Source organism: Pseudomonas oryzihabitans, from assembly GCF_006384975.1.
Taxonomy (GTDB): domain Bacteria; phylum Pseudomonadota; class Gammaproteobacteria; order Pseudomonadales; family Pseudomonadaceae; genus Chryseomonas; species Chryseomonas psychrotolerans_B.
This window is the reverse complement of sequence record NZ_CP021645.1, coordinates 3,433,300-3,458,218: the sequence shown is the minus strand read 5'-3', so window position 1 is coordinate 3,458,218 and position 24,919 is coordinate 3,433,300. Positions and strand designations below refer to the sequence as shown.

Genomic DNA, 24,919 nt, shown 5'->3' with positions numbered 1-24,919 from the left:
ACGGCTTCAAGTTTCATCGGTGCTGCCCGATAACGCTCAGACCACGTCGTGCTCGAACGGGGAGGGCGTCGTGACGAGCAAATTCTTGCAAGGTCTGCTTCTTGGTTTGGTGCTGGTCTGTAATGGCGCTCGTGCGACTGCGTTGGAGGTGGTGACCGAGGACTATCCTCCGTTCAGCATGATCCAGCCGGATGGCCGGGTGACCGGCTTTTCGGTCGAATTGGTGCGGCTGCTGTTGGCCCGTGCCGGGCTCGCTGCCGAGCCGCAGATCATGCCGTGGGCGCGTGCCTTCGCCCAGGCCCAGGGACACCCTGGCGTGCTGATCTTTTCCATGGGGCGTCTTCCCGAGCGCGAAGCGCTATTCGAGTGGGTACTGACCCTTTTCAAGGGCGACCTCTGTTTGTACAGCTGGCGGGGGCGTGTTCGGCCGTTGGCCAAATTGGAGGCGGCTCACGGGCTGCAAATCGCCACGGTCAATGGCGATTCGGGAGAACGCATCCTGTTGGAGCATGGTTTCGTCGTCGGGCAGGAGCTGCAATCCAGTGCGCATTACAGCCACAATCTGGAGAAGCTGAAGGCTGGACGGGTCGATCTGTGGATCGCCAATCGAGCGATGGCCTATCACCTGGCCCGCCAGGCGGGCTACGAACCCCGCCGAGATCTGGCCCAGGTCTATTGCGTACCGCCTAATCCGGTGTACTTGGCGGCGAGCCTGGGTACTTCCCCCGAGATAATCGCGCGGCTGCGGGCGGCCTTCGCTACCCTGCAAAAGGACGGCACGCTGGCCGAGCTTCAGCGGCGCTGGCTATGAGTGACGACCGAACGCACCGCTCGTTGGGCAACCGCCTGGCCCTGTTGATGGTGGTGTGCTGCCTCCTGTTTTCCGCGCTCACGGCGGGGCTGCGCACCTGGAACATCTGGGAGCAGAATCGCGTCGGGATGGATGCCGAGCTGCAACTGCTGGAGCAGGTCTACCAATCGACCCTGGCCAAGGCTCTCTGGGAGATGGACACGGCTTCGGTGCAGGCGCACCTGGACGGCGCGCTGCGCATCGCCTCGGTCGGTCGCATCGAACTGCGTCTGGTCGGTCGCGGCCAGGAGCCCGAGGTCCAATCCCGTCAGCGCCCCAACTGGTCCCCGTCGAGCCTGGCGCCCAGTCGCCAAGGCGAGCTGGTCTACAGTCCCTATCCCGGCGGTCACGAGGTGCTCGGCGAGCTGCTCATCCAGGGCAATGAGGCCCTGCTCTGGCACGAGTTGCGCGATAGCGTGGCGGGTACCCTGCTGACCCAGCTCACGCTCGCCCTGCTGCTCGCCGGCCTGGTCAGCCTGGCCTTCAATCGGCTGGTGACCTTGCACGTCCGCCGCATCGCCCGGCATTTGTCGTCGCTGTCGGCCGCCACCCTGGAAAAGCCTCTTCGCCTGCAGCGGCCCGCCCGGCAGGACGAACTGGACCTGCTGGTGAGCGGTATCAACGCGCTGCAAGGCAATCTGGCGGGCTATCTGGCCCAACAGCATCGGCATGAAGAGGAATTGGCCGCGCATCGTGATCGCCTGGCAGACCGAGTACGCGAACGCACGGCGGAACTCGAGGCGCTGGCGACCGCGCAGCAAACCATCCTGGGGCTGTCCAACCAACTGATCCATGCGCCTTGCGAGCAGTTCGACCGGCACTGCCAGCTCTGCCTGCAAGAGGTGGCGCAACGCCTGCGCGCGCGTCAAGCCTTCTGGTTCAAGCGCCACGCCCAGGAATCGACCTATCGCCTGTACCAGGGCTGGTTCGGCGACGTTGAGCCGATGGCCCTGGGCTTGAGTCTGCCGACCTCGTGCGCCCAGGCCCTGGAGGCCCTGCTGGAGCCCGAGGTGCCGCAGACCTTCGCCTCACCGAGTGCACTCGTCAGCGTGCTCGGTGAGGCGGCCCAGCCGCTGCTGGCCCTGGGTAACGAAGCCATGGCGCTGGTCCATCTGCGGATCGCCGAGGATGAAGATGCCTTGCTGCTGTTTGGCTGTGATCTGGGTGGTGAGTGGCGTACCGACGAGCGGGCGCTGATCAACATGACCACCCAGTTGTTGCTGCATGCCTCCCATCACCAGCTGCAATTGCGCGACCTGCTGGCCTCCCAGGAGGCGTTGCGCAGCGCCAACGCGCGTTTGGAGCAGCTGTCGCGCAGTGACCCGCTCACCGGGCTGCCCAATCGCCGCTGCTTCGATGAGACCGAGCATGTGGAGTTTCGCCGCGCTCAGCGCTCCGGGCTACCCCTCTCGCTGCTGCTCTGCGATGTCGACTTCTTCAAGCGCTACAACGATACCTACGGCCATGCCCAGGGCGATCTCTGCCTGCAACAGGTAGCGACCGCCCTGCAGCAGGTCGTGGTCCGCCCCGGCGACTTGGTGGCGCGGATCGGCGGCGAGGAATTCGCCGTATTGCTGCCCGCGACCGACCTGTCCGGCGCAGAAGCAATGGCCGAGCGTCTACGCCGGGCCGTGACCGCGCTGGGCATCCCCCACAGCGGTTCGGAGGCCGCCGGCCATGTCACCCTGAGCATCGGCTACGCCGCGCTGAGCGCCGGAACGCCAGATTTCGCCGCCCTCATGGGCTTGGCCGACCGGGCGCTCTACCGGGCCAAAAGCCTGGGGCGCGATCGCAGTTGTCAGCTGCAAGAGGAGGGAACCCTATGAAGCCGCTACTGCTGTTGGCCCTATTGGGACTGCTGGGGCCGTGCGCGGAGGCCGCCACCGTCCGCGCCGTGACCGAAGACACCTCCTTCACCTGGGTCGTCAACGGTCGGGTCGGAGGGCCGGCGACCGCAGTGGTGGAACGGACCCTGGCAGCGGCGGGTATCCAGGATTACCTGGTAGAGCTCTATCCCTGGGCCCGTGCCGTCGACCTGACACTGCACGAACCGGGCGTGCTGATCTATCTCATCGCCCGTACCCCGGCCCGCGAGGCCCAGTTCCAGTGGGTGGGGGAGATCATGCGCCTGCGTTACTACTTCTATCGGCTGGCGAGCCGTGACGAGGTTCGGATCGAGCGACTCGACGACGCCCGCGCCTATCGCCTGGGTGTGCTGCGCGATGACGTACGCCACCAGTATCTGCAGCAGCTCGGCTTCCAGCGGCTGGTGGTGTCGGGCCAGCAGCAGGACAATGTCAGCCGTCTGCTCAATGGTCAGGTGGATGCCGTGCCGCTGCCGGAGGGGGATGCCGCCCACTTCTGCCGGGCAGCGGGCAGCGCCTGCCCGGGATTGCAGCGCCTGGCGGCCTTGGAGGAGATCGATACGCCGCTGTACATGGCATTCGGCCCGACCACGCCGGCTCCGCTGGTGGAGCGGCTACGCGACGCCTTCGCGAAGCTCAAGGCCAGCGGCGAGGTCGCTCGGCTGCTGGTGTTGCCGAGCGACCGCTAGCCAGCGGTGCGGTACCCTGGCTTGGGCGCGGTTCGATGCCTCGCCAAGGCGGCCTAACACCACGGCGTACAGCCTTGTACGACCGGGCAACTGCCATCAGCGACAGCGGCGGTCGAGTAGGAGGACACCAAGGACCGTACCCCGGGGGCAGTGGTTGGCGGGCTTGTCATTGCGATTGATTCGTATTAACGTAATGTTATTACATATCGAAGGGCTCCATGACATGAAAGTTCTCGCCTCACTCAAACAAGCCAAACTCCGTCACCGTGATTGCCAAGTGGTCAAGCGCCGCGGGCGGATCTATGTGATCTGCAAGAGCAACCCGCGATTCAAGGCGCGCCAGGGCAACGCCAAGAATCGCAACAAGGGCTGACTCAGCGCAGCACGTTGGTCTTGGCCAGGTCCAACACCTCGCTACCCCGACCGCTCATTACCGCGCGCAGCATGTAGAGGCTGAAGCCTTTGGCCTGGGCGGCCTCGATCTTCGGCGGCAGCGACAGCTCCTGCTTGGCGATGCGCACATCCACCAGGGCCGGACCAGGGTGGGCGAAGGCCTCTTCCAGGGTGGCGTCCAGCAGGCTCGCCGATTCAACCTTCCAGCCGCGCACGCCGCAGGCTTCGGCGACCCGGGCGAAGTCGACGGTGGCCAGATCCGTGGTGTCGTCGAGCATGCCGGCGGCCTTCATCTCCATGGCGACGAAGCCCAGGGTGGCGTTGTCGTAGACGATCACCTTGACCGGTAGCTGCTGGCTGGCCAGGGTCGCCAGTTCGCCGAGCAACATGGATAGGCCGCCGTCACCGGCCAGGGCCACCACCTGGCGCCCAGGGAAGGCCGCCTGCAGCCCCATGGCCTGGGGCACGGCATTGGCCATGGAGCCGTGGCTGAAGGAGCCGGCCAGCTTGCGTTCGAAATTCATCGCCAGGTAGCGCGCCGCCCACACCGTGGGGGTGCCCACGTCGCAGGTGAAGAGGGCGTCCGGCGCGGCCAGTTCGCTGATGCGGGTGGTGAGGTACTGGGGGTGCAGCGGCTCGCCATCGGCGGTGGCGGTGGCCAGGTCGTCCAACTCGGCGCGGGTCTTGCGGTAGTGCTCCTGGGCCTTTTCCAGGAAGCGGCTGTGGCTGTTGGGCTGGAGCCTCGGCAGCAGGGCGTCGAGGGTGGCGCGGACATCGCCCACCAAGCCCTTGAGTAGCGGGGTGCGGACGCCCAGGTGGGCGCCGCGCAGGTCGATCTGCACCACCCGCCCGTGATCCGGGAAGAAGTTGCGATAGGGGAAGTTGCTGCCCAGCATCACTAGCAGGTCGCATTCCTTGAGCGCGTGATAGCCGGAGGAAAAGCCGATCAGCCCGGTCATGCCCACACCGTAGGGATTCGCATATTCGATATGGGCCTTGCCGCGCAGGGCGTGGACCACCGGGGCCTGCAACCGCTCGGCCAGGGCCACCACCTGGGCATGGGCCCCGGCGCAACCGGCACCGCAGAGCAGGGTGATACGCTTCTCGCCAGCCAGCAATTCGGCCAGGGCGTCCAGCTCGGCGTCTGGCGGCACCACCACCGGGCGCACCGGCTCGCTCCACTGGACCTGCTGGGTGGGGGCCTCGGCCAGGGCCACGTCGCCAGAGATCACCACCACCGACACCGAACGATTGAGGATGGCCGAACGCATGGCGGTTTCGAGGATGCGCGGCAGTTGCTCGGGATGGGAGACCACCTCGCAGTAGTCGCTGCAGTCGCGAAACAGCCGCTCGGGATGGGTTTCCTGGAAGTAGCCCAGGCCGATCTCGCTGGAGGGGATCTGGGCGGCGATGGCCAGTACCGGCGCGCCGCTGCGTTGGGCGTCGAACAGGCCGTTGATCAGGTGCAGATTGCCCGGACCGCAGGAGCCGGCGCAGACGGCCAGGCGCCCGCTGATGTCGGCGGCGGCACTGGCGGCGAAGGCCGCGGCTTCCTCGTGGCGCACCCCGCGCCAGCGGATGCGTTCGCGCTTGCGCAGGCTTTCGGTGAGGCCGTTGAGCGAGTCGCCCGGCAGGCCCCAGATGGTGTCCACCCCGGCGGCTTCAAGGGTGGCGACGAGCAGATCGGCGACGGTTTTTACAGCCATGACAGGATCTCCAGGCAAGAGGGGAGGGAGAAGCCGCTTGGTAGAGGTCTTGTTGTGCTCTCTTGGGCCGACGAAGCGGGGCGGAAGTTCGCGACCGCCCCGCCGTTTCGCCCGGTGAACGGTCGGCACGGCTCCGCCCGCTACGGCGATAATCGCGGCCGACTCGTATCGACAAGGAGTGTCCCCGTGCTGTCCGCCTACCTCAGCGGCTTTCCCGCTTTTCTGCTCTACCTGTTGCTGTCCCTGGCTCTGCTCGGGCTGTTCTGCGTGCTCTACGCCTGGCTCACGCCCCACCGCGAATGGCAGCTGATCCGCGCCGACGTACCCGCCGCGGCGCTGGCCTTCGGTGGCAGTCTGCTCGGCTTCGTGCTGCCCCTGGCCGGTGCCATGCGGGTGGCGGTGAGCCTGGTCGACTTCCTGATCTGGGCGCTCATTGCCCTGGTCACCCAGTTGCTGGCCTTCCAGCTGCTGCGCCTGGGCCTGCCTGGGCTGCCGCAACGGCTGGCGGCCAACGAGATGGCCAGCGGCATCCTCGCCGCCTGTTTCGCCCTGGGCGTAGGCGTGCTCAATGCCGCCGCCATCACCGGTTGAGGGCAGGCCATGAAACGCAGTCAAGCGCTCAAGCTAGTGCTCATCGGCGCGCCGATATTGACCCTGGCCTGGTGTACCAGCCGGCCCACCACCGGCTATACCTACGAAACAGTCGACCAGTGCAACCGTGACGGGGTATTCAGCGACACCATCTGCGCCCGGGAGTACGCCAGTGCCTATAGCGCCCATGCCGTGCAGGCCCCGCGCTATGTGCAACTGAGCGATTGCGAAGCGGATTTCGGCGTGGGGCGCTGCGAAGGACCGTTGCCCTACTATGTGCCGCTGATGTCGGGCTTTTTGATCAATCGCGAATCGGCCACCGCTGGCCAGGTATCGACCTTGGACTTCGATCATGATCGGCACCGCGACAGTCGGCCGCTCTACCGTGCCCTGGACAATCCAGGCAACTGGCGCACCGGCAGCAACGTCGCCGTCTCCGGGCGCAGCGGGCGGGTCTCGGTAGATCGCGCGGCCCAGGTGGTGGACACGGGGCGCTTCGTCAGTCGTGGCGGCTTCGGCAAGGCCGCGGCGGCGCGCGCCAGCAGTGGAGGCTAGGCCATGCAGCGCATCTCCTTCAGCGAGCGTCCCGACTGGCGCCAGCAGGCCGAGGCCCTGGGCTTCGCCTTCCATACCTTCGACGGCGAACCCTATTGGGACGAGACCGCCGCCTACCGCTTCAGCCTGCGGCAGATCGAGGACGACATCGAGGCGCCCACCGCCGAGCTGCACCAGCTGTGCCTGGCGCTGGTGGATCTCATCGTCGAACGCGAGGAGCTGCTGGAGCGGCTGCACATTCCGCGCTTCTTCTGGGACCACCTGCGCATCAGCTGGCGCCGTCGCGAGCCCTCGCTCTATGGCCGGATGGACTTCTGCTACAGCGGCCAGGGCCCGGCCAAGCTGTTCGAGCTCAATTACGACACCCCCACCTCGCTCTACGAGGCGGCTTATTTCCAGTGGCTGTGGCTGGAGCAGCAGCGCGAGCGCGGTGGGCTGCCCGCCGCGGCCGACCAGTACAACCTGATCCAGGAGCGGCTGATCGAGACCCTGGCCGATCTGGGCTTGCCGCAGCCGCTGTACCTGGCCGCGGTGCGCGACTCCCTGGAGGATCGGGGCACCGTCGACTACCTGCGCGATTGCGCCGTCCAGGCCGGGCTGGATGCCCGTTTCCTGGCCATCGAGGACATCGGCCTGGAGCGCTCGGGCACCTTCGTCGACCTTCAGGGCCATTCCATCTTCAGCCTGTTCAAGCTCTATCCCTGGGAACACCTGCTGGAAGACGCCTTCGGCGCGGCCATTCCGGCCAGCGGCACCCGCTTCGTCGAGCCACCGTGGAAGGCGCTGCTGAGCAACAAGGGCATCCTGGCGCTGCTCTGGGAGCAGCACCCGGGGCATCCCAACCTGCTGCCGACCTATTTCGATGCCCGGCCCAGCGCGCACCTGGCGCCGGGCTGGGTGCGCAAGCCGCTGTTCTCTCGCGAGGGCGCCAACGTGAGCCTGCACGCCAGTGACGGGCGCCGGGCAGCGGTGGCCGGTCCCTACGGTGGGGCGACCATTCGCCAGGCCTGCCAGCCGCTGCCCTGTTTCGACGGCCATTATCCTGTGCTGGGCAGTTGGGTGGTGGGTGACCGCGCCTGCGGCCTGGGCATCCGCGAGGACAGATCGCTGATCACCCAGGACAGCTCGCGCTTCCTGCCGCATTTCATTCTCGACTGAGGTTGGGCACGGGCTGACTCTTATAGCTTGGCTGTCTGATCCAAGAGACAGGCTAATATTGTAACGAAATCGATACGATGTTTTTAAAACGTTACAGCTATTGGAGAGATGGAAGCTTTCCGTAACGATTTCGCTACACCGCCCTGTGATGGTTAAGGCTAACGTCCTGAAAATGCTGGATTTTAATCCTGGCACTGGCCTTGCAATACCAGACGTCTCTATCCATCAGGACGAAGGTCCGCAGGAGTCTGGCAATGGGTCTGCGCTACACCGAAGAACACGAATGGCTGCGTCAGGAAGCCGATGGCAGCATCACCGTCGGCATCACCGACTATGCTCAGGATTCGCTCGGCGACCTGGTCTTCGTGCAACTGCCGGAGCTGCGCAGCTACGCCCAGGGCGATGAGGTGGCGGTGCTGGAATCGGTCAAGGCCGCCAGCAACATCACCATGCCGCTGGATGGCGAGGTCCTGGCCGTCAACGAGGCGCTCAATGATGCGCCCGAGACCATCAACAGCGATCCGCTGGATGCCGGCTGGTTCTTCCGCTTCCAGCCCGCCAATGCCGAAGCCTTCGCCGCCCTGCTCGACGAAGCCGCCTATCAGCAACTGATCAAGGGGTAAGACCGCCATGTCGCTGCACGCTACCCTAAGCACCGCCGACGAATTCGTCCCGCGCCACATCGGCCCGCGCGAGCTGGACGAGATCGCCATGCTCGACCTGCTCGGCTACGAATCCCTGGAGGCCATGACCGCCCAGGTGATCCCCGAGAGCATCAAGGGCACCAGCGTGCTGGACCTGCCCGCCGGGCTGTCCGAAGCCGACGCCCTGGCCGAGCTGCGCGCCATCGCCGGCAAGAACCGCCTGCTCAAGAGCCTCATCGGCCAGGGCTACTACAACACCCATACCCCGGCGCCGATCCTGCGCAACCTGCTGGAAAATCCGGCCTGGTACACCGCCTACACCCCCTACCAGCCGGAGATCTCCCAAGGCCGCCTGGAAGCCCTGCTCAACTTCCAGACGCTGATCGGCGACCTCACCGGCATGCCGGTGGCCAACGCCTCGCTGCTGGACGAGGGTACCGCCGCCGCCGAGGCCATGACCTTCTGCAAGCGCCTGGCGAAGAACAAGGCCACTGCCTTCTTCGCCTCCGTGCACTGCCATCCCCAGACCCTGGACGTCTTGCGCACCCGCGCCGAGCCCCTGGGCATCGAGGTGGTGGTGGGCGTGGAAACCGAGATCGAGGACCACGGCCGCTTCTTCGGCGCCCTGTTCCAGTATCCGATGACCACCGGTGAGATCCGCGACTACCGCGAGAGCATCCAGGCCTTCCAGGCCGCCGGTGCCCTGGTGGCCATGGCCGCCGACCTGCTGGCCCTGACCCTGCTCACCCCGCCCGGCGAACTGGGCGCGGACGTGGCCATCGGTACCGCCCAGCGCTTCGGTGTGCCGCTCGGCTTCGGCGGTCCTCACGCGGCCTACTTCGCGACGCAAGACAAGTACAAGCGCGACATGCCCGGGCGCGTCGTCGGTGTGTCCATCGACCGCCACGGCAACCCGGCCTATCGCCTGGCGCTCCAGACCCGCGAGCAGCACATCCGCCGCGAGAAGGCCACCAGCAACATCTGCACCGCCCAGGTGCTGCTGGCCAACATCGCCAGCATGTACGCGGTCTACCACGGCCCCGAGGGCCTGACTCGCATCGCCACCCGGGTGCAGCGTCTCACCGGCCTGCTGGCCGCCGGCCTGCAGCGCCTCGGTCACCAGACCCAGCACACCGCCTTCGACACCCTGACCCTGGTGTTCGGCGCGCGCACCGCCGCCCTGCACGAGGCCGCCCGCGCCCGTGGCTACAACCTGCGCGAAGTCAGCGCGGAAGCCCTGGGCGTGTCCCTCGACGAAACCAGCACCCTGGCCGACGTCCAGGCGCTGCTGGAGATCCTGGCCGACGGCCAGGCCGCACCCCAGGTCGCCGAGCTGGGCGACGTCAGTGGCGTGGAGTTGCCGGAAGCGCTGCGGCGCCAGTCGGCCTTCCTGACCCACCCGGTGTTCGCCAGCCATAGGTCCGAGACCGAGCTGATGCGCTATCTGCGCAAGCTGGCGGACAAGGACCTGGCACTGGATCGCACCATGATCCCGCTGGGCTCCTGCACCATGAAGCTCAATGCCGCCAGCGAGATGATCCCGGTCACCTGGGCTGAATTCGGCGCCATCCATCCCTTCGCGCCGGCCGACCAGGCCCAGGGCTATGCCCAGCTCACCACCGAGCTGGAAGCCATGCTCTGCGCCGCCACCGGCTACGACGCCGTCTCCCTGCAGCCCAACGCCGGTTCCCAGGGCGAGTACGCCGGCCTCCTGGCCATCCGCGCCTATCACCAGAGCCGCGGCCAGGGCGAGCGTGACGTCTGCCTGATCCCGGCTTCGGCCCACGGCACCAACCCCGCCACCGCCAGCATGGTCGACATGCGCGTGGTGGTGGTGGCCTGCGACAAGCGCGGCAACGTCGACCTCGACGACCTGCGCGCCAAGGCCGAACAGCACAGCGACCGCCTGGCCGCGCTGATGATCACCTATCCGTCCACCCACGGGGTGTTCGAGGAAGCCATTCGCGAGATCTGCCAGGTGATCCACGACCACGGCGGCCAGGTCTACATCGACGGCGCCAACATGAACGCCATGGTCGGCCTCTGCGCCCCGGGCCAATTCGGTGGTGACGTCTCCCACCTCAACCTGCACAAGACCTTCTGCATCCCCCACGGCGGCGGTGGTCCGGGTGTCGGCCCCATCGGCGTCAAGGCGCACCTGGCGCCCTTCCTCCCCGGCCATGCCCACCTGGAACGCAAGGAAGGCGCGGTCTGCGCGGCGCCCTACGGCAGCGCCAGCATCCTGCCGATCTCCTGGATGTACCTGAAGATGATGGGCAGCGCCGGTCTCACCCGCGCCTCCCAGGTGGCCATCCTCAGCGCCAACTACATCGCCCGCCGCCTGGAAGAGCACTACCCAGTGCTCTACACCGGCACCAGCGGCCTGGTGGCCCACGAGTGCATCCTCGACCTGCGGCCGCTCAAGGACAGCAGTGGCGTGACCGTGGACGACGTGGCCAAGCGCCTGATCGACTTCGGTTTCCATGCGCCGACCATGTCCTTCCCGGTGGCCGGCACCCTGATGATCGAGCCCACCGAGAGCGAGTCCAAGCAGGAACTGGATCGCTTCTGCGACGCCATGATCGCCATCCGCGAAGAGATCAGCGCCCTGGAAAGCGGCACCCTGGACCCCCAGGACAACCCGCTGAAGAACGCGCCCCATACCGCGCGCGAACTGGCCGGGGAGTGGACTCACCCCTACAGCCGCGAGCAGGCGGTGTTCCCGCTGCCGAGCCTGGTGGACGGCAAGTACTGGCCGCCGGTGGCACGTATCGACAACGTCTACGGCGATCGCAACCTGGTCTGTTCCTGCCCGCCCATCGAGGCGTACGGCGAGGCCTGAGCCCTCACCCCCGGCCCCTCTCCCAGGGGGAGAGGGGAGTAGCGCCGCCGCACTTTGCTAGTTCTGCGCAATTGCGCAGGATATCCAGGTGAAGCACCGCTCTTCCCCCTCTCCCCCTGGGAGAGGGCCGGGGTGAGGGAAACCCGAAGCACCGAGGTCGCGCCTCGCTCATCAGGCGCGACCCATTCAGATCACAGCTTCCTTGCTCTGGAGGACCGGAGCGCGGAAACCGCCACCCGACACGGAGCCCCACCATGTCCCTGCTCAAGACTTCGCTCCACGCGCTGCACCTGGAACTCGGCGCCCGCATGGTGCCCTTCGCCGGCTACGAGATGCCGGTGCAATACCCGCTCGGCGTGCTCAAGGAGCACCAGCACACCCGCGCCCAGGCCGGGCTGTTCGACGTGTCCCACATGGGCCAGGTGCTGCTCGAAGGCGATGCGGCCGCCGAAGCCCTGGAGTCCCTGGTACCGGTCGACATCATCGACCTGCCCAGCGGCATGCAGCGCTATGCCCTGCTGACCGACGACAACGGCGGCATCCTCGACGACCTCATGGTCGCCAACCTCGGCGATTGCCTCTACCTAGTGGTCAACGCTGCCTGCAAGGAAGCTGACCTCGCCCACCTGGAAAAGCACCTCGGCGATCGCTGCCAGGTACTGCCGCAATTCGATCGCGCCCTGCTGGCCCTGCAGGGCCCGGCCGCCGCCGCGGTGCTGTCGCGCCTGGCGCCGGAAGTGGCCGAGATGACCTTCATGCAGGTGCGCCGCGTCAAGCTGCTGGACCAGCCCTGCATCGTCAGCCGCAGCGGCTACACCGGTGAAGACGGCTACGAGATCTCGGTGCCCAGCGCCGCCGCCGAAGCCCTGGCCCGTCGCCTGCTGGCCGAGCCGGAAGTCGAGGCCATCGGCCTGGGCGCCCGTGATTCACTGCGCCTGGAAGCCGGTCTCTGCCTCTATGGTCATGACATGGATGCCGGCACCACGCCGGTGATGGCCAACCTGGGTTGGGCGCTGTCCAAGGTACGCCGCGAAGGCAACGGCCGCGCCGGTGGTTTCCCCGGCGCCGAGCGCATCTTCGCCGAACAGCGCGACGGTGTGAGCCGCAAGCGGGTCGGCCTGCTGGTGCAGGAGCGGGTGCCGGTGCGCGAGGGTGCAGAGCTGGTAGATGCCAATGGCGCCAGCATCGGCCGCGTCACCAGCGGCGGCTTCGGTCCGACCCTGGGCGCGCCGGTGGCCATGGGTTATGTCGACAGCGCCTTCGCCGCCCTGGATACCGAGCTGTTCGCCGTGGTGCGCGGCAAGCAGGTCCCGGTCAAAGTCGCCAAGACGCCCTTCGTGCCGCAGCGGTATTACCGCGGATAATTTAAGTCCTGAGCGTTGGGCTTCGCGTTGCTCAACCCAACCTACGAAAGCCTGGCCCGTAGGTTGGGTTGAGCGCCAGCGAAGCCCAACAGCACCTCACACCACCGGATAATCCCGAAACACCGACAGCCTTTCCGCCTCGGCGGCCAGGGCTTCCAGCGTCGGATAGTTCTGCCGGTCGATCAGGCCCGGCAGAACGTGGTGGAGAAAGCTCCAGGCCACCGCCGTGTCGATGGCGTCCTGGCCGATATCGCTCTCGCTGAGCGGCGGGCGCGGGACCAGCCAGGCCTTGTCCAGGGCGCCGCAGGCCGCGCGCAATTGCCCCTCCACCCGTTGCCGCCAGGGTTCGTGGCGCTTCTCCTCGGGGCGTAGATCGCGCTCGTACACCAATTGCACCGCCTTCTCGCACAGTGCCAGGGCCAGGCCGACCCGGCTCAAGGCATTCGCCCGGGCGGCATGACCGTGAGGCAGCAATTGCCGGCTGCCGCAGGCGAGGTGCTGGGCATAGTCGAGGATCAGCGACGAATCCATCAGCCGCTGGCCATCCAGGCAGATCAGGGTCGGTGCCTTGACCACCGGGTTGAAGGTGCGAAAGCGCTCGACATCGCGGAAGACCGATAGCTGGCGCAGCTCGAACGGCAGAGCCAGCAGGCGAAGGGAGATCGCGACCCGCCGTACATAGGGCGAGTCGAGCATGCCGATGAGTTGCATGGGCGGTGTCCTGTCAGAAAGAGTGAATCCTGTTCCACGTGGAGCATCATGCTAGCGATGGATAATGCGCTGGATGACGCTCTAGACGTAACCTTAGGACTTCGTCGAAGATGCTTCCATCGAGAAAATCTGACTGGATCGGTAAGGAAGTCTTACATGTCGCGTCTGCCGCCGTTGAATGCCCTGCGTTGCTTCGAAGCGGTGGCGCGCCTGGGAAGCGTGACCCGGGCGGCCAGCGAGTTGCACCTCACCCATGCGGCGGTCAGCCAGCAGGTGAAGGGGCTGGAGCATCAGTTGGGCATGGTGCTGTTCGAGCGCCAGGGGCGGGGGATCGAGGTGACGGGGGACGGTCGCGCCTATGCCGAGCAGGTGCGCCAGTTGCTCGCCGACCTGGGCGAGGCGACCCGCCGCTTGCAGGCCCGACCGCGGCGCAACGAGCTGGTGTTCGCCACCTTTCCCTCTTTCGCCACGCACTGGTTGCTGCCACGCCTGCCGCGTTTTCGCGCCCTGCATCCGGAGTACCGCATCCGCATCCAGACCAGCATGGATTTCCAGGATCTGCGCCAGGGCATGGTGGATATCGGGGTGCGCATGGGGGAAGGGCAGTGGGACGGCCTGACGGCGCTGCGTCTGTTCCAGGACGATGTCCTGTTGGTGGCGGCGCCCGACTACAACGGCGGGAGGCTGCCACGAACCCTGGACGAAGCCCTGGCCCAACCGGTGATGCACACCGAGGAAACCTGGCGGCACTGGGGGGAAGCGGCGGGTAGGGGCCAGGCCATGCCCAGCTGCGCCCTCGGCGTGAACGACTCCAACCTGGTGCTGGAAGCCTTGCGCCTCGGCCAGACCCTGGCGCTGGAGCGACGCAGCCTGGTGCAGACCGCGCTGCAGCAGGGCCGCCTGGTCCAGCTCAGCCCCGTCGTCGCGCCCTATCCCTACACCTACTGGCTGGTCTGGCCGGAACGGGCGGAGTCGGTGGAAAAACAGGCGCACTTCACCGCCTGGATCCAGGCCGAGGTCGCGACCTATCTGGCCACCCTAGGTACCCCGGCGCCCGGGCAGGACGCCGGGGCGTGATACCTCAGCGCAGCAGCAGCTTGCGCCGACCGTCCGGCCAGACTTCCCAGAGTTGATCGTTGATGCGCTGCACCTGGCTGGTAGTACGGCGCATGGTGCTGATGGCGGCCCGCAGCGCCTGGCTGCTGGCGGTGTCGACCTGGTTACCGGCGCCGCTGCTCTCGGCCTTGGCGCGCTCCATAGCTACAGTGTTCATTGACGCCTCCCGAGCTCGGCTATAGACGGCGAAAGTGCCGTAGCCCAAGGACTGTCCGCCACCGGCAAGATTCCGCGCATCTGGGAGCCGCCGTTCAAGCTGTGATCCACGTCCTACGGGGGCTGTGGCCCACTGGGCGAATTGGCGCAAAAGGGTATTTCTGTACGGATATACAGATTAGTCCTTGCGCTGGCCGGCGCCGCTTTGCATCCTGTGGCGATTCCCGTTACGCGACGCCCGCCATGCAGCTGTATCTCTGCGAAAAACCCTCCCAGGCCAAGGACATCGCCCGCGTCCTCGGCGCCAATCGGCGGGGCGAGGGCTGCCTGCTGGGGCAGGGCGTGACCGTCACCTGGTGCATCGGCCACTTGCTGGAGACGGCGCCGCCGGATGCCTACGACAGTCGCTACAAACGCTGGTCGCTGGACGATTTGCCCATCGTCCCCGAGCAGTGGAAGCTGCAGGTCAAGAAGACCACCGGCAGCCAGTTCAAGGCGGTCAAGCGCCTGCTCGGCGAGGCCAGCGAACTAGTGATCGCCACCGACGCCGATCGCGAAGGCGAGATGATCGCCCGCGAGCTGGTGGAGCATTGCCGCTATCGCGGACCGATCCGCCGGCTGTGGCTGTCGGCGCTGGATGACGTCTCCATCCGCCGCGCCCTGGCCGCGCTCAAGCCGGGCGCCGAGACCTATGGGCTCTACCAATCCGCCTTGGGGCGTTCGCGCGCCGATTGGCTGATCGGCATGAACATGAGTCGCTTGTTCACCCTGCTGGGACGGCGCTCTGGCTACCAGGGCGTGCTCTCGGTCGGCCGGGTGCAGACGCCGACCCTGCGCCTGGTGGTGGATCGCGACCGCGCCATCGCCGCCTTCGTACCGGTGCCCTTCTGGACCGTGGAGGCCACCCTGGCGGCGCCGGGTGGGCGCTTCCAGGCCCAATGGCAGCCGCCGGACGCCGTCTGCGACGATCAGGGGCGCTGCCTCAAGCCGGAGGTGGCCCAGGCGGCTGCCCAGGCCATCGAAGCGGCCGGCCAGGCGCGGCTGGTCAAGCTCAAGACCGAGCGCATCCGCGAGGCGGCGCCCTTGCCCTTCGATCTGGGCACCCTGCAGGAAGTCTGCTCCAAGCGCCTCAATCTGGGCGCCCAGCAGACCCTGGACATCGCCCAGGCGCTCTACGAGACCCATAAGCTGATCACCTATCCACGCAGCGATTGCGGCTACCTGCCGCTGTCGCAGCACGCCGAGGCGCCGGCACTGCTCGCTGTTCTGCTGGGCGCCGATGGCAGTCTCGCGCCGCTGCGTGAGCACCTGGATGCCAGCCGTCGCTCGCGGGCCTGGAACGATGCCAAGGTCAGCGCCCACCACGGCATCATCCCGACCCTGGTGACCCGCGACCTGGGGCGGCTGAGTCCTCAGGAGCGCAATGTTTATGGCCTGATCCGGGCGCGCTATCTGGCCCAGTTCCTGCCCCAGCACGAATTCGACCGCACCCAGGCCGATTTCGAAGCCGGTGGCGAACGCCTGCGCGCCACAGGTAAGCGCCTGGTGGAGCCCGGCTGGCGCCGCGCCCTGCCCGAAGCCCTGACCCCGCCCAAGGGGCGCGAGGCGCCGCCACCCCAGGCCCTGCCCGAGTTGCGCGAAGGCGAGCACTATCCGGTGGTCGAGGTGCGCTGCAAGGATCAACTGAGCCAGCCGCCCAAGCCCTTCACTGAGGGTGATCTGATCAAGGCGATGAAGAACGTCGCCAAGCTGGTGGAGGACCCGGTGCTCAAGCAGAAGCTCAAGGACACCACCGGCATCGGCACCGAGGCGACCCGCGCCGGGATCATCCAGGGCCTCTTGGATCGTGGTTACCTGGTCAAGCAGGGCAAGGCCCTGGCGGCGACGCCGGCGGCCTTCGGGCTGATCGACGCCGTGCCGCGGGCCATCGCCGATCCGGGCACCACGGCGCTCTGGGAGCAGGCGCTGGACCGGGTGCAGGAGGGCGAGCTGAGCCTGGCCGAATTCGTCGCCAAGCAATCGGCCTGGATGGGCAAGCAGGTGGAGCGCTGCCTGGGGCTGACCCTCACCATCAGCGGACCGCCGCCAGTGGGCAAGGGCGCGCCCTGGAAAAAGAAGCGGCGTACGGGTGGGGGCAAGGCCAAGGCGACGGCGAAGACGGCTGGCGCTCCGACGCGAGCGCGCAAGCCGAGGGTCAAGCCGGGCTGAGGGCGGCGAAGAGGCGTTCGAGCACGGCTTCGGGCTGGTTCAGGACGTCGTGGTTCCAGAAGCGCAGCGTTTGAAAGCCCTGAGCACCCAGCCAGGCATCGCGCGTGCGGTCGGCCACGCTGCCTTGATGCTGGCCGCCGTCCAGTTCGATCACCAGGCGCGCTTCCAGGCAGACGAAATCCAGGATGTAGCGGCCATAGGGATGCTGGCGACGGAACTTGAATCCTTGGAAACGCTTGCCACGCAGGTGCTGCCAGAGGGCGCGCTCGGCGTCGGTTTGGTTGCGACGCAGGCTGCGGGCGTGGGTGACGAGGGGCATGGGAATCCGTTCCCTTGGGTTTTGGCGTTGGGTTTGCCCTCACCCCGGCCCTCTCCCGGAGGGAGAGGGGGCGGTATGGAGTGGGGCGATCTGGTGGAGTATCGCCTGAGGGTCTTGGCTTGGCGATAGCTCTGGAACGAGAGTTTTGCGGGTTTTCAGTCTGGACTTGGCTAGTAGGAAATAGCTGGGGACTGAAATGGCTATGGCGTTGGGTTTGCCCTCACCCCGGCCCTCTCCCGGAGGGAGAGGGGGCGGTACGGAGCGGGGCGATGTGGTGGAGTATCGCCTGGCGCTTCAGCCCTGGTCCGGAGCGAAGAGTTCGCTATCGCGGTAACTCTGAAAATACCTGTGAAGCCTGGCGTTGGAGGGGAAGCCCGCCTCCCGCTCCAGACAACCCCCTCTCCCTGGGGAAGAGGGCTGGGGTGAGGGCGCGCACGCGAGCGCCCGTCCGGCTTACTTCTTCTCGAACGCCGCTGCGGCGGTAGCGTAGGCCGCTTCGTGGTAGTCGAACTCGGCCGACTGGACCAGCAGGGTTTCCTCGTCCTCGGTGAAGGCGATCACCGGGCGATAGGAGATGCCGTCGGCCTGGATCTCGGACTCGTCGATGAGCTTGGAGAGGTCGAAGGCGAAGTCGCCGCAGATGGCCTTGGCCTGGGCGTCGGTGATGCCGTGCTTCTTCAGGGCATCGCGCAGCAGGGTGCTCCATTGGTATTGGAACTGGAGACCCAGTTTGGCATAGCTGGGACCGTAGTCGATTTCCATGAGTGTGTAACCGGGGCTTGGGAGGAGGGGGCGAACTCGCCACATTGGCCGGAAGAACGGCCGATGCGACGGCTGCCGGTGACACTACGATGGCGTGCCCCAAAGCCCAGGCAAAGAGGGGGCGGGCCGGACGGCCGAATCTTGCGACCGAGAGGCCCGCCTCGGGACGAGCGGTTACTCGTGCACGATGCGCGAGTGGTCGCGGGTGTCCTTCATGAAGACGTAGACCAGCAGCGAGCAGGCGATGCAGCCGGTCACGTACCAGTAGTAGCCACTTTCCATACCGATGCTCTTGAACCACAGGGCCAGGTATTCGGCGGTGCCGCCGAAGATGGACACGGTCAGGGCGTAGGGCAGGCCGACACCCAGGGCGCGGATCTCGGTGGGGAACAGCTCGGCCTTCACCACGGCGTTGATCGAGGTGTAGAAGCTGACGATCACCAGCGCCACCATGATCAGGCCGAAGGCGCCCCACCAACTGGTGACGCTACCCAGGGCGGTCAGGATCGGATAGGTGAACAGGGTGCCTAGCACGCCGAAGGCGATCAGCACCGGGCGCCGGCCGATCTTGTCGGAGAGGGCGCCGACCAGGGGTTGCAGCAGCATGAACAGGAACAGGGTGGCCGCCGAGATGGAGGTGGCGTCGGTCTTGCTCATGCCCACCGAGTTGACCAGGTATTTCTGCATGTAGGTGGTGTAGGTGTAGAAGGCCAGGGTACCGCCCATGGTCAGGCCGACCACGGTGAAGAACTCCTTGGGATGCCGTGCCAGGGTGCGCATCAGGCTTTCCTTGGGCTTCTCGGACTTCTTGAACGAGGAGGTTTCCTCCATGCCGCGACGCAGGTAGAGGGCGGTCACGGCGCAGGCGGCACCGATCACGAAGGGGATGCGCCAGCCCCAGCTTTCCAGCTGCTGCACGGTGAGCAGTTGCTGCAGCACGATCAGGGTGGCCAGGGCCAGGAGCTGGCCGGAGATCAGGGTGACGTACTGGAAGCTGGAGTAGAAACCGCGGCTTTCCTTGGTCGCCATCTCGCTCAGATAGGTGGCGGAGGTGCCGTATTCACCGCCCACCGAGAGGCCCTGCAGCAGGCGCGCCAAGACCAGCATGACCGGTGCGGCGACGCCGATGCTGGCATAGCTGGGGGTGAGGGCGATGATCAGGGAGCCGGCGCACATCATGATCACCGAGACCATCAGCGCGGCCTTGCGTCCGGCCTTGTCGGCGTAGAGGCCCATCAGCCAGCCGCCGATGGGTCGCATGAGAAAGCCCACGGCGAAGATGGCGGCGACGTTGAGCAACTGGGCGGTCTGGTCGCCTTGGGGGAAGAAGGCCTTGGCGAAGTACAGGGAGAAGGCGGCGTAGACGTACCAGTCGAACCACTCGACCAGGTTGCCGACCGAACCACTGAAGATGGATTTGATACGTTGCGAGGTGGTCTTGGGCGCGGCCTGGCCGGCCGCGAGGGTAGCGGTGCTATCCACAGAGGATTCCTCTTGTCGTTGTTATCAAGCGCGCGAAGCGTCGACAAGAGCGATTGCAGGGGGCGTGCCAGGCCGTGGAGCCGCGTCCTTACTGGGTTCGGTGGTGCCGGATCGGCGAAAGACCGCCGAACGCCACGTGGCGATGAGCGGATTTCCGCCTAGCGCCCGTCAGTCGCCTTCGGGGCCGTCGCGGAAATCAGCGCGCACCAGGCCATGGCGCTGCATCTTCTCGTTGAGGGTGCGCCGGGGCAGTTGCAGCTCGTCCATCACCGCCTTGATCTCACCGCCGTGGCGCGTCAGAGCGGCGCGCAGGCACTGGGCTTCGAAGGCTTCCAGCTGGTCGGCCAGGGAGGTGCCGCTAGCGGCAGTCAGAGTGGCGGGTGCGGGCGCGCCCAGGCCGAGCACCTCGCGTTCGGCGGCGTTGGCCAGTTCACGGACGTTGCCCGGCCAGCCATGGCCGAGCAACTGGGCCAGCCGCGCGGCACCGGGCGGGGTGACCTGACGCCCCAGGCGCGCGCCGGCGGCGGCGAGGAAGTGGTCGAACAGCAGCGGGATGTCTTCGCGCCGGGAGCGTAGCGGCGGCAGGTGCAGCTCGGCGACATTGAGGCGATAGGCCAGGTCTTCGCGGAAGCGGCCGGCGCGGGCTTCTTCGAGCAGGTCCGGCTTGGTGGCGGCGACGATGCGCAGGTCCAGGGCGATGCTCTGGTTGGAGCCCAGGCGCTCCAGGCGCTGCTCTTGCAGCACCCGGAGGAGCTTGACCTGCTGGGCCAGGGGCATGCTTTCGATCTCGTCGAGGAACAGGGTGCCGCCGTTGGCGTATTCCAGCTTGCCGATGCGCTTGCCCTGGGCACCGGTGAAGGCGCCGCTCTCGTGACCGAACAGCTCGCTCTCGAACAGCTGCTCGGGAATGGCTGCGCAGTTGAGGGCGACGAAGGCCTTGCCGGCGCGTGGGCCGAAGTCGTGCAGGCAGCGGGCAACCAGTTCCTTGCCGCTGCCGGTCTCGCCGCGCAGCAGGACGTTCACCGGTGTCGGCGCCAGGTCGAGGATCTGTTGGCGCAGTTGGACGATACCGGGAGAGACCCCCAGCAAGCGGCGGGCGAGGGCGCTCTGGTCGTCGACCTGGCGATGCAGCTGGCGGTTTTCCAGGACCAGGCGGCGCTTTTCCAGGGCCCGCCCGAGATCGCCCAGCAAGGCCTCGGGGCTGAAGGGTTTTTCCAGGAAGTCGTAGGCGCCCTGGCGCATGGCGGTTACCGCCAGGGCGACATCGCCGTGGGCGGTGAGCAGGATCACCGGCAGGTCGCGATCCAGGGTCTGCAACCGTTCCAGCAGGGCCAGGCCGTCCATGCCGGGCATGCGCACGTCGCTGACCACTACCCCGGCGAAGTCCGGGGTCACCGCCGCCAGGCACTCTTCGGCGCGGGCGAACAGCCGCACCTGGTGCCCCGACAGCTCCAGCCACTGGCGCACCGCTTCGCGGATGCTGGCTTCGTCGTCGACCAGATAAACCTGGGCTTGCATCGGGCCTCCTCTCACTGCCTACGCGCCGCTACCTTGCCCTAACGACGCCAGGCGGTCGAGTCTTCCGCGGATAGCGCCAGCAGGCAAGGCAGACGACCCGGGTGCGCTAGCTCGGCTCGGGGGCGACTGGCAGGCGTAGGCGGAAGATGGCGCCCTCGACCCCATTGGTCACCGTCAATTGCCCGCTTTGGGCCTGGACGATAGCGGAGGATACGGCCAGCCCCAGGCCGAGGCCTTCACCCACCGGCTTGGTGGTGAAGAAGGGATCGAACACCTGGTCCAGGTGCTCGCGGGCGATGCCGCCGCCGTTGTCGGCCACCTCCAGCTGCCAGCTGTCGCCGTCCCGTCGCAGGCTGACCAGGACCCGCGGCGCGTGGCGCTCGGCCACGGCGTCCAGGGCGTTGCGCAGCAGATTGACCAGCACCTGCTCCAGGCGGATGGGATCGCCCAGCAGCCAGGCCGGTTGCGGCAGGTCCAGGACCAGTTCGGCGCCTACCTCGGCGCGCCGCGCCTCCAGCAGTTCCAGCGCCTGATCCACTACCAGCGCCAGGTCGACCCGCTCGCGCAGGCCGGCGGGGGTCTTGCGCGCATAGGTCTTGAGGTGGCCGGTGAGACCGCTCATGCGGGTGAGCAGGGCGTCGAGGCGTTCCAGGGCGGCGCGCGCCTCGTCCAGTCGGTCGTGGTCCAGCAATAGGCGCAGACTCGCCAGGTGCATGCGCTGGGCGGTGAGCGGCTGGTTGAGTTCGTGCACCAGCGCCGCCGACATCTGCCCCAGGGCGGCCAGCTTGGCGGCCTGGACCAGGCCGTCCTGGGCGGTGCGGAGTTCTGTGGTACGGGCCTCCACCAGGCGCTCCAGCTCGGCCCGGCTGCGCTGGCGCAGGCGCTGCAGGCGACGGCGCTGCACCAGCAGCAGGACCGCGCAGACCAGCAGCAACCAGGCGCAGCCGGCGGCCAGCGCCGCGCCCAGACCGCCGCCTGGCAGGTCGCGGGTGGGCCGGAGCAGGTGCAGGGTCCAGCCTTCGCTGGGCAGGGGCAGACTGTCCCACAGGTAGTCTGCCGTTCCTTCCGGGGCCTCGATGCGCGCCACCTGGCGCTGCTCGCCCAGGGCCAGCCGTTCGCGGTGGACCAGCGGCCGTAGGGGGCGGCGGTCGTATTGGCGGGTAGTGGCCAATTCGGCGTGATCGGCCGGGGTCAGCTCGCGCAGGAGGCGATAGCGCCAGTCGGGCCGGTTGGCGGCGAACACCACGCCACGGGCGTCGCTCACCAGCAGTACCTCGGGATGCTCGCCCCAGCGGGCCTCGATAACGGGAAATTCCAGTTTGACCACCACCGCGCCGAGAAAGCGGCCCTGGGCGTCCAGCACCGCATGTGAGAGGAAGTAGCCGGGAATGCCGGTGGTGACGCCCACCGCATAGAAACGTCCGCTGCCGCCGGCGAGGGTCTCGCGGAAATAGGGGCGAAAGCTGTAGTTGTGCCCGACGTAGCTGACGGGCAGGCGCCAATTGCTGGCGCCAATGGCCAGGCCGGTGCGATCCAATAGTTCCAGGGTCGAGGACTGGGCTGCGGCGTTGAGCCGTTCCAGCTTGAGATTGAGCCGTTCGGTGGCGGCCGCGTCGGGTGGCGTGGTAAGGACGGCGATCAGCTCGGGGTCCTGGGCCAGCACCGCCGGCAGGGCGCGGAAGCGGTCGATCAGGGTCTGCAGGCCGCTGGCGTGCAGGCGCAATTGCTCCTGGCCGACCAGACTGGCGTCGTTCAGGGTCGCCCGCTCGGCGTGCTGCCAGGCCAGGCCACTGACCAGCAGGCCGCCGAGCAGGGCGAGCAACAGGACCGGCAGCAGGCGCAGGGCAGGGGGCATCGAGGGGTACCGTGGCAGGGGTGGCCGGACGATAGCACGGCCGCCAGTAGAGGACTCAGGCCGAGATGGCGGCCGGCCGGGCGATCTGCTCGGCCTGGAAGTGGCAGGTGAAGCAACTGCCCTCGCCGACCACGCTGTGGATGTCCAGCGCGCCGCGGTGACGGATCAGCACGTGCTTGACGATGGCCAGACCCAGGCCGGTACCGCCGGTGCTGGAGGCACGGCTGGCATCGATGCGATAGAAGCGCTCGGTGAGGCGCGGCAGATGACGGGCGTCGATGCCGGGGCCGGTGTCCTGCACGGCGACGTGGGCGCCGTTGGCGTCCTGCCAGGCGCGCACCCGTACCTCGCCGCCGGCGGGGCTGTACTTGACCGCGTTGAACACCAGGTTGGAGAAGCAGCTGCGCAATTCGGTCTCGCTACCCAGCAGTGCGAGGTCGGCTTCGCAATCCAGGCTCAGGCGATGACCGACGGCGCCGGACAGGGCGCGGCCGTCCTGCAGGATGGAGCCGAGCAGTGGCGCCAGGGCGACCGGACGATTGTCGGCGGGGTAGTCGGTGGCCTCCAGGCGCGCCAGCAGCAGCAAGTCGTCGATGGTGTGCTGCATGCGCCCGGCCTGCTGCTGCATCTGCCCCAGCGCCCGCCGCCAGCGCGGGGTAGCGTGGTCGGCATTGTCCAGCAAGGTTTCCAGGTAGCCGGCGATCACTGTCAGCGGAGTGCGCAATTCGTGGGAGACGTTGGCGACGAAGTCCTTGCGCATCTGTTCCAACTGATGGACGCGGGTCACATCGCGCACCAGCAGCAGGCGATCGCCCTCGCCGAAGCGGGTCACCAGGATGTGCAGGTACTGGTCGTCGTTGAGCGGCGAGGACAGCTCCAGGGGCTCGCCGTAGTCGCCACTGACGAAGTAGTCGGCGAAGCGCGGGTGGCGCACCAGGTTGGTGATGGGCTGGCCGAGATCCTGCGGCTGGCGCAGGCCCAGCAGGGTTTCCGCGGCGCGGTTCCACCATTCCAGGTTGCCGTGGCGATCCACCAGGATGATGGCGTCGCGCAGGGCCTCGGTGGAAGCCTGGGCGCGGCCGATCACGGCGAGCAATTCCTCGCGCTGGCGCTGTTCGTTGCGTTGGCGGCGGTAGAGGCGATCCAGGACGTCACCCCACAGGCCCTCGGCTTCCGGCGGCGCGCCGGGCGTCTCGTTCAAGAGCCAGGCATGCAGGCGCAGGAGGTGCCTCAGGGTGATCGCCAGGTAGACCGCCAGTCCCAGCGCCACCGCCAGGCCGACATGGCCGAACGGCCAGCCGGCCAGGGCGCAGCCGGCGACCACGGTCGACAGCTGAGTGGCCAGACGGGAGCGCCAGTTGATGTTCACGGCGGCGGTGGCCTGCGCGGTCAGAGTTTGGTGGAAAAGCGATACCCGGTGCCGCGCACCGTCTGTACCAGGTTCTCGTAGGTCTCACCGAGGGCCTTGCGCAGGCGGCGGATGTGCACGTCCACGGTGCGTTCCTCGACGTAGACGTTGCCGCCCCAGACCTGGTCGAGCAACTGGCCGCGGGTGTAGGCGCGCTCCTGGTGAGTCATGAAGAACTGTAGCAGGCGGTACTCGGTGGGGCCCATCTCGGCGGGGGTGCCGTCGATGGTCACCCGATGGCTGACCGGGTCCAGCACCAGGCCGTTGACCTCCAGCGGGCCGTCGTTCTCCAGGTGCCCGGTGCGGCGCAGCACGGCTTTCAGCCGCGCCACCAGCTCGCGGGGCGAGAAGGGCTTGGTGATGTAGTCGTCGGCGCCGGTCTCCAGGCCCTGGACCTTGTTGTCCTCGTCGCCCTTGGCCGTGAGCATGATGATGGGGATGGCGTCGGTCAGCTCGTCGCGCTTGAGCCGGCGGGCCAGCTCCAGGCCGGAGGTGCCGGGCAGCATCCAGTCGAGCAGGATGAGATCGGGCTTGCGATCGACGATCAGGGCATGGGCGTCCTTGCTGTTGTCCGCCTCCAGGCATTCATAGCCAGCCATTTCCAAGGCCACGGCGATCATCTCGCGAATGGGGGCCTCGTCGTCGACGATCAGGATGGATTTACCCGTCATGGAGCGCTCTGCCTCTCGAGTCCTTGCAATGTGCCGTGCATTAGATAGCGACAATA

The 24,919-nt window shown here is 67.2% G+C and carries 22 protein-coding genes; 12 read left to right on the top strand and 10 right to left on the bottom strand.

Features of this window, described 5'->3' with window-relative positions; translation table 11 throughout:
* The first annotated feature begins 19 nt into the window (after positions 1-19).
* From CCZ28_RS15540 to ykgO, 4 genes are all read left to right on the top strand, one after another.
* The gene (locus CCZ28_RS15540; RefSeq protein WP_140219383.1) at positions 20-811 is read left to right on the top strand and encodes a substrate-binding periplasmic protein; all 792 of its coding nucleotides are present in this window, start codon (positions 20-22) and stop codon (positions 809-811) included.
* Entirely contained in the window at positions 808-2,676 is a 1,869-nt protein-coding gene (locus tag CCZ28_RS15535; RefSeq protein WP_140219381.1) for a GGDEF domain-containing protein, read from the top strand. The genes CCZ28_RS15540 and CCZ28_RS15535 overlap by 4 nt, the downstream gene beginning before the upstream one ends.
* Complete coding sequence (locus CCZ28_RS15530; protein ID WP_140219379.1) at positions 2,673-3,404, top strand: substrate-binding periplasmic protein; 732 nt, start codon at positions 2,673-2,675, stop codon at positions 3,402-3,404. Before CCZ28_RS15535 ends, CCZ28_RS15530 begins: the two co-directional genes overlap by 4 nt.
* 223 nt (positions 3,405-3,627) lie before the next feature.
* Positions 3,628-3,777: a type B 50S ribosomal protein L36 gene (ykgO, locus tag CCZ28_RS15525; RefSeq protein WP_140219377.1), complete on the top strand. Its 150-nt coding sequence runs from the start codon at positions 3,628-3,630 to the stop codon at positions 3,775-3,777.
* A gap of 1 nt (position 3,778) precedes the next feature.
* Here ykgO and poxB read toward each other — a convergent pair whose 3' ends face one another.
* Positions 3,779-5,503 carry a ubiquinone-dependent pyruvate dehydrogenase gene (gene poxB / locus CCZ28_RS15520; RefSeq protein ID WP_140219375.1) on the bottom strand — a complete coding sequence of 575 codons (1,725 nt, stop codon included), beginning with the start codon at positions 5,501-5,503 and terminating at the stop codon, positions 3,779-3,781.
* Between the two features lie 186 nt (positions 5,504-5,689).
* Between poxB and CCZ28_RS15515 the strand changes: the two genes are divergently transcribed.
* From CCZ28_RS15515 to gcvT, 6 genes are all read left to right on the top strand, one after another.
* On the top strand, positions 5,690-6,094 hold the full coding sequence (locus CCZ28_RS15515) for a DUF350 domain-containing protein (RefSeq protein ID WP_140219373.1): 405 nt from the start codon (positions 5,690-5,692) through the stop codon (positions 6,092-6,094).
* 9 nt (positions 6,095-6,103) lie between these two features.
* Positions 6,104-6,649 (top strand): DUF1190 domain-containing protein, encoded by a 546-nt coding sequence (locus tag CCZ28_RS15510; protein WP_140219371.1) that lies wholly within the window; start codon positions 6,104-6,106, stop codon positions 6,647-6,649.
* 3 nt (positions 6,650-6,652) lie between these two features.
* Positions 6,653-7,807: a glutathionylspermidine synthase family protein gene (locus tag CCZ28_RS15505; protein ID WP_140219369.1), complete on the top strand. Its 1,155-nt coding sequence runs from the start codon at positions 6,653-6,655 to the stop codon at positions 7,805-7,807.
* A 254-nt stretch (positions 7,808-8,061) separates the two neighbouring features.
* Positions 8,062-8,430: a glycine cleavage system protein GcvH gene (gene gcvH / locus CCZ28_RS15500; protein ID WP_140219367.1), complete on the top strand. Its 369-nt coding sequence runs from the start codon at positions 8,062-8,064 to the stop codon at positions 8,428-8,430.
* Positions 8,431-8,437: 7 nt separating this feature from the next.
* Positions 8,438-11,293 (top strand): aminomethyl-transferring glycine dehydrogenase, encoded by a 2,856-nt coding sequence (gene gcvP, locus CCZ28_RS15495; RefSeq protein ID WP_140219365.1) that lies wholly within the window; start codon positions 8,438-8,440, stop codon positions 11,291-11,293.
* Positions 11,294-11,547: 254 nt separating this feature from the next.
* Positions 11,548-12,657, top strand: coding sequence for a glycine cleavage system aminomethyltransferase GcvT (gene gcvT / locus CCZ28_RS15490; protein WP_058766569.1), 1,110 nt, complete (start codon positions 11,548-11,550; stop codon positions 12,655-12,657).
* A gap of 96 nt (positions 12,658-12,753) precedes the next feature.
* On the opposite strand, the gene CCZ28_RS15485 is transcribed toward gcvT, so the two are convergent.
* Positions 12,754-13,368 carry a glutathione S-transferase gene (locus tag CCZ28_RS15485; protein ID WP_140219363.1) on the bottom strand — a complete coding sequence of 205 codons (615 nt, stop codon included), beginning with the start codon at positions 13,366-13,368 and terminating at the stop codon, positions 12,754-12,756.
* A 156-nt stretch (positions 13,369-13,524) separates the two neighbouring features.
* Here CCZ28_RS15485 and CCZ28_RS15480 point away from each other — a divergent pair, with 156 nt between their 5' ends.
* Complete coding sequence (locus CCZ28_RS15480) at positions 13,525-14,445, top strand: LysR substrate-binding domain-containing protein (protein ID WP_140219361.1); 921 nt, start codon at positions 13,525-13,527, stop codon at positions 14,443-14,445.
* A gap of 4 nt (positions 14,446-14,449) precedes the next feature.
* On the opposite strand, the gene CCZ28_RS15475 is transcribed toward CCZ28_RS15480, so the two are convergent.
* Positions 14,450-14,641, bottom strand: a complete 192-nt coding sequence (locus CCZ28_RS15475) for a hypothetical protein (RefSeq protein WP_140219359.1) — start codon at positions 14,639-14,641, stop codon at positions 14,450-14,452.
* Between the two features lie 242 nt (positions 14,642-14,883).
* Here CCZ28_RS15475 and CCZ28_RS15470 point away from each other — a divergent pair, with 242 nt between their 5' ends.
* Positions 14,884-16,848 (top strand): DNA topoisomerase III, encoded by a 1,965-nt coding sequence (locus CCZ28_RS15470; RefSeq protein ID WP_140219357.1) that lies wholly within the window; start codon positions 14,884-14,886, stop codon positions 16,846-16,848.
* On the opposite strand, the gene CCZ28_RS15465 is transcribed toward CCZ28_RS15470, so the two are convergent.
* The 7 genes from CCZ28_RS15465 to phoB all read right to left on the bottom strand — a co-directional run bounded on the left by CCZ28_RS15465 (position 16,835) and on the right by phoB (position 24,863).
* On the bottom strand, positions 16,835-17,167 hold the full coding sequence (locus CCZ28_RS15465) for an endonuclease domain-containing protein (protein ID WP_140219355.1): 333 nt from the start codon (positions 17,165-17,167) through the stop codon (positions 16,835-16,837). The genes CCZ28_RS15470 and CCZ28_RS15465 overlap by 14 nt on opposite strands.
* Before the next feature lie 453 nt (positions 17,168-17,620).
* Positions 17,621-17,929, bottom strand: a complete 309-nt coding sequence (locus CCZ28_RS15460; protein ID WP_140219353.1) for a hypothetical protein — start codon at positions 17,927-17,929, stop codon at positions 17,621-17,623.
* Positions 17,930-18,103: 174 nt separating this feature from the next.
* Entirely contained in the window at positions 18,104-19,411 is a 1,308-nt protein-coding gene (locus CCZ28_RS15455; protein ID WP_140216570.1) for an MFS transporter, read from the bottom strand.
* 168 nt (positions 19,412-19,579) lie between these two features.
* Positions 19,580-20,929, bottom strand: coding sequence for a sigma-54-dependent transcriptional regulator (locus tag CCZ28_RS15450; RefSeq protein WP_140219351.1), 1,350 nt, complete (start codon positions 20,927-20,929; stop codon positions 19,580-19,582).
* Positions 20,930-21,035: 106 nt separating this feature from the next.
* Positions 21,036-22,784 carry a sensor histidine kinase gene (locus CCZ28_RS15445; protein ID WP_140219349.1) on the bottom strand — a complete coding sequence of 583 codons (1,749 nt, stop codon included), beginning with the start codon at positions 22,782-22,784 and terminating at the stop codon, positions 21,036-21,038.
* A gap of 55 nt (positions 22,785-22,839) precedes the next feature.
* Complete coding sequence (gene phoR / locus CCZ28_RS15440; protein WP_140219347.1) at positions 22,840-24,153, bottom strand: phosphate regulon sensor histidine kinase PhoR; 1,314 nt, start codon at positions 24,151-24,153, stop codon at positions 22,840-22,842.
* Between the two features lie 20 nt (positions 24,154-24,173).
* Positions 24,174-24,863 carry a phosphate regulon transcriptional regulator PhoB gene (gene phoB / locus CCZ28_RS15435; RefSeq protein ID WP_058761685.1) on the bottom strand — a complete coding sequence of 230 codons (690 nt, stop codon included), beginning with the start codon at positions 24,861-24,863 and terminating at the stop codon, positions 24,174-24,176.
* Positions 24,864-24,919: the final 56 nt, after the last annotated feature.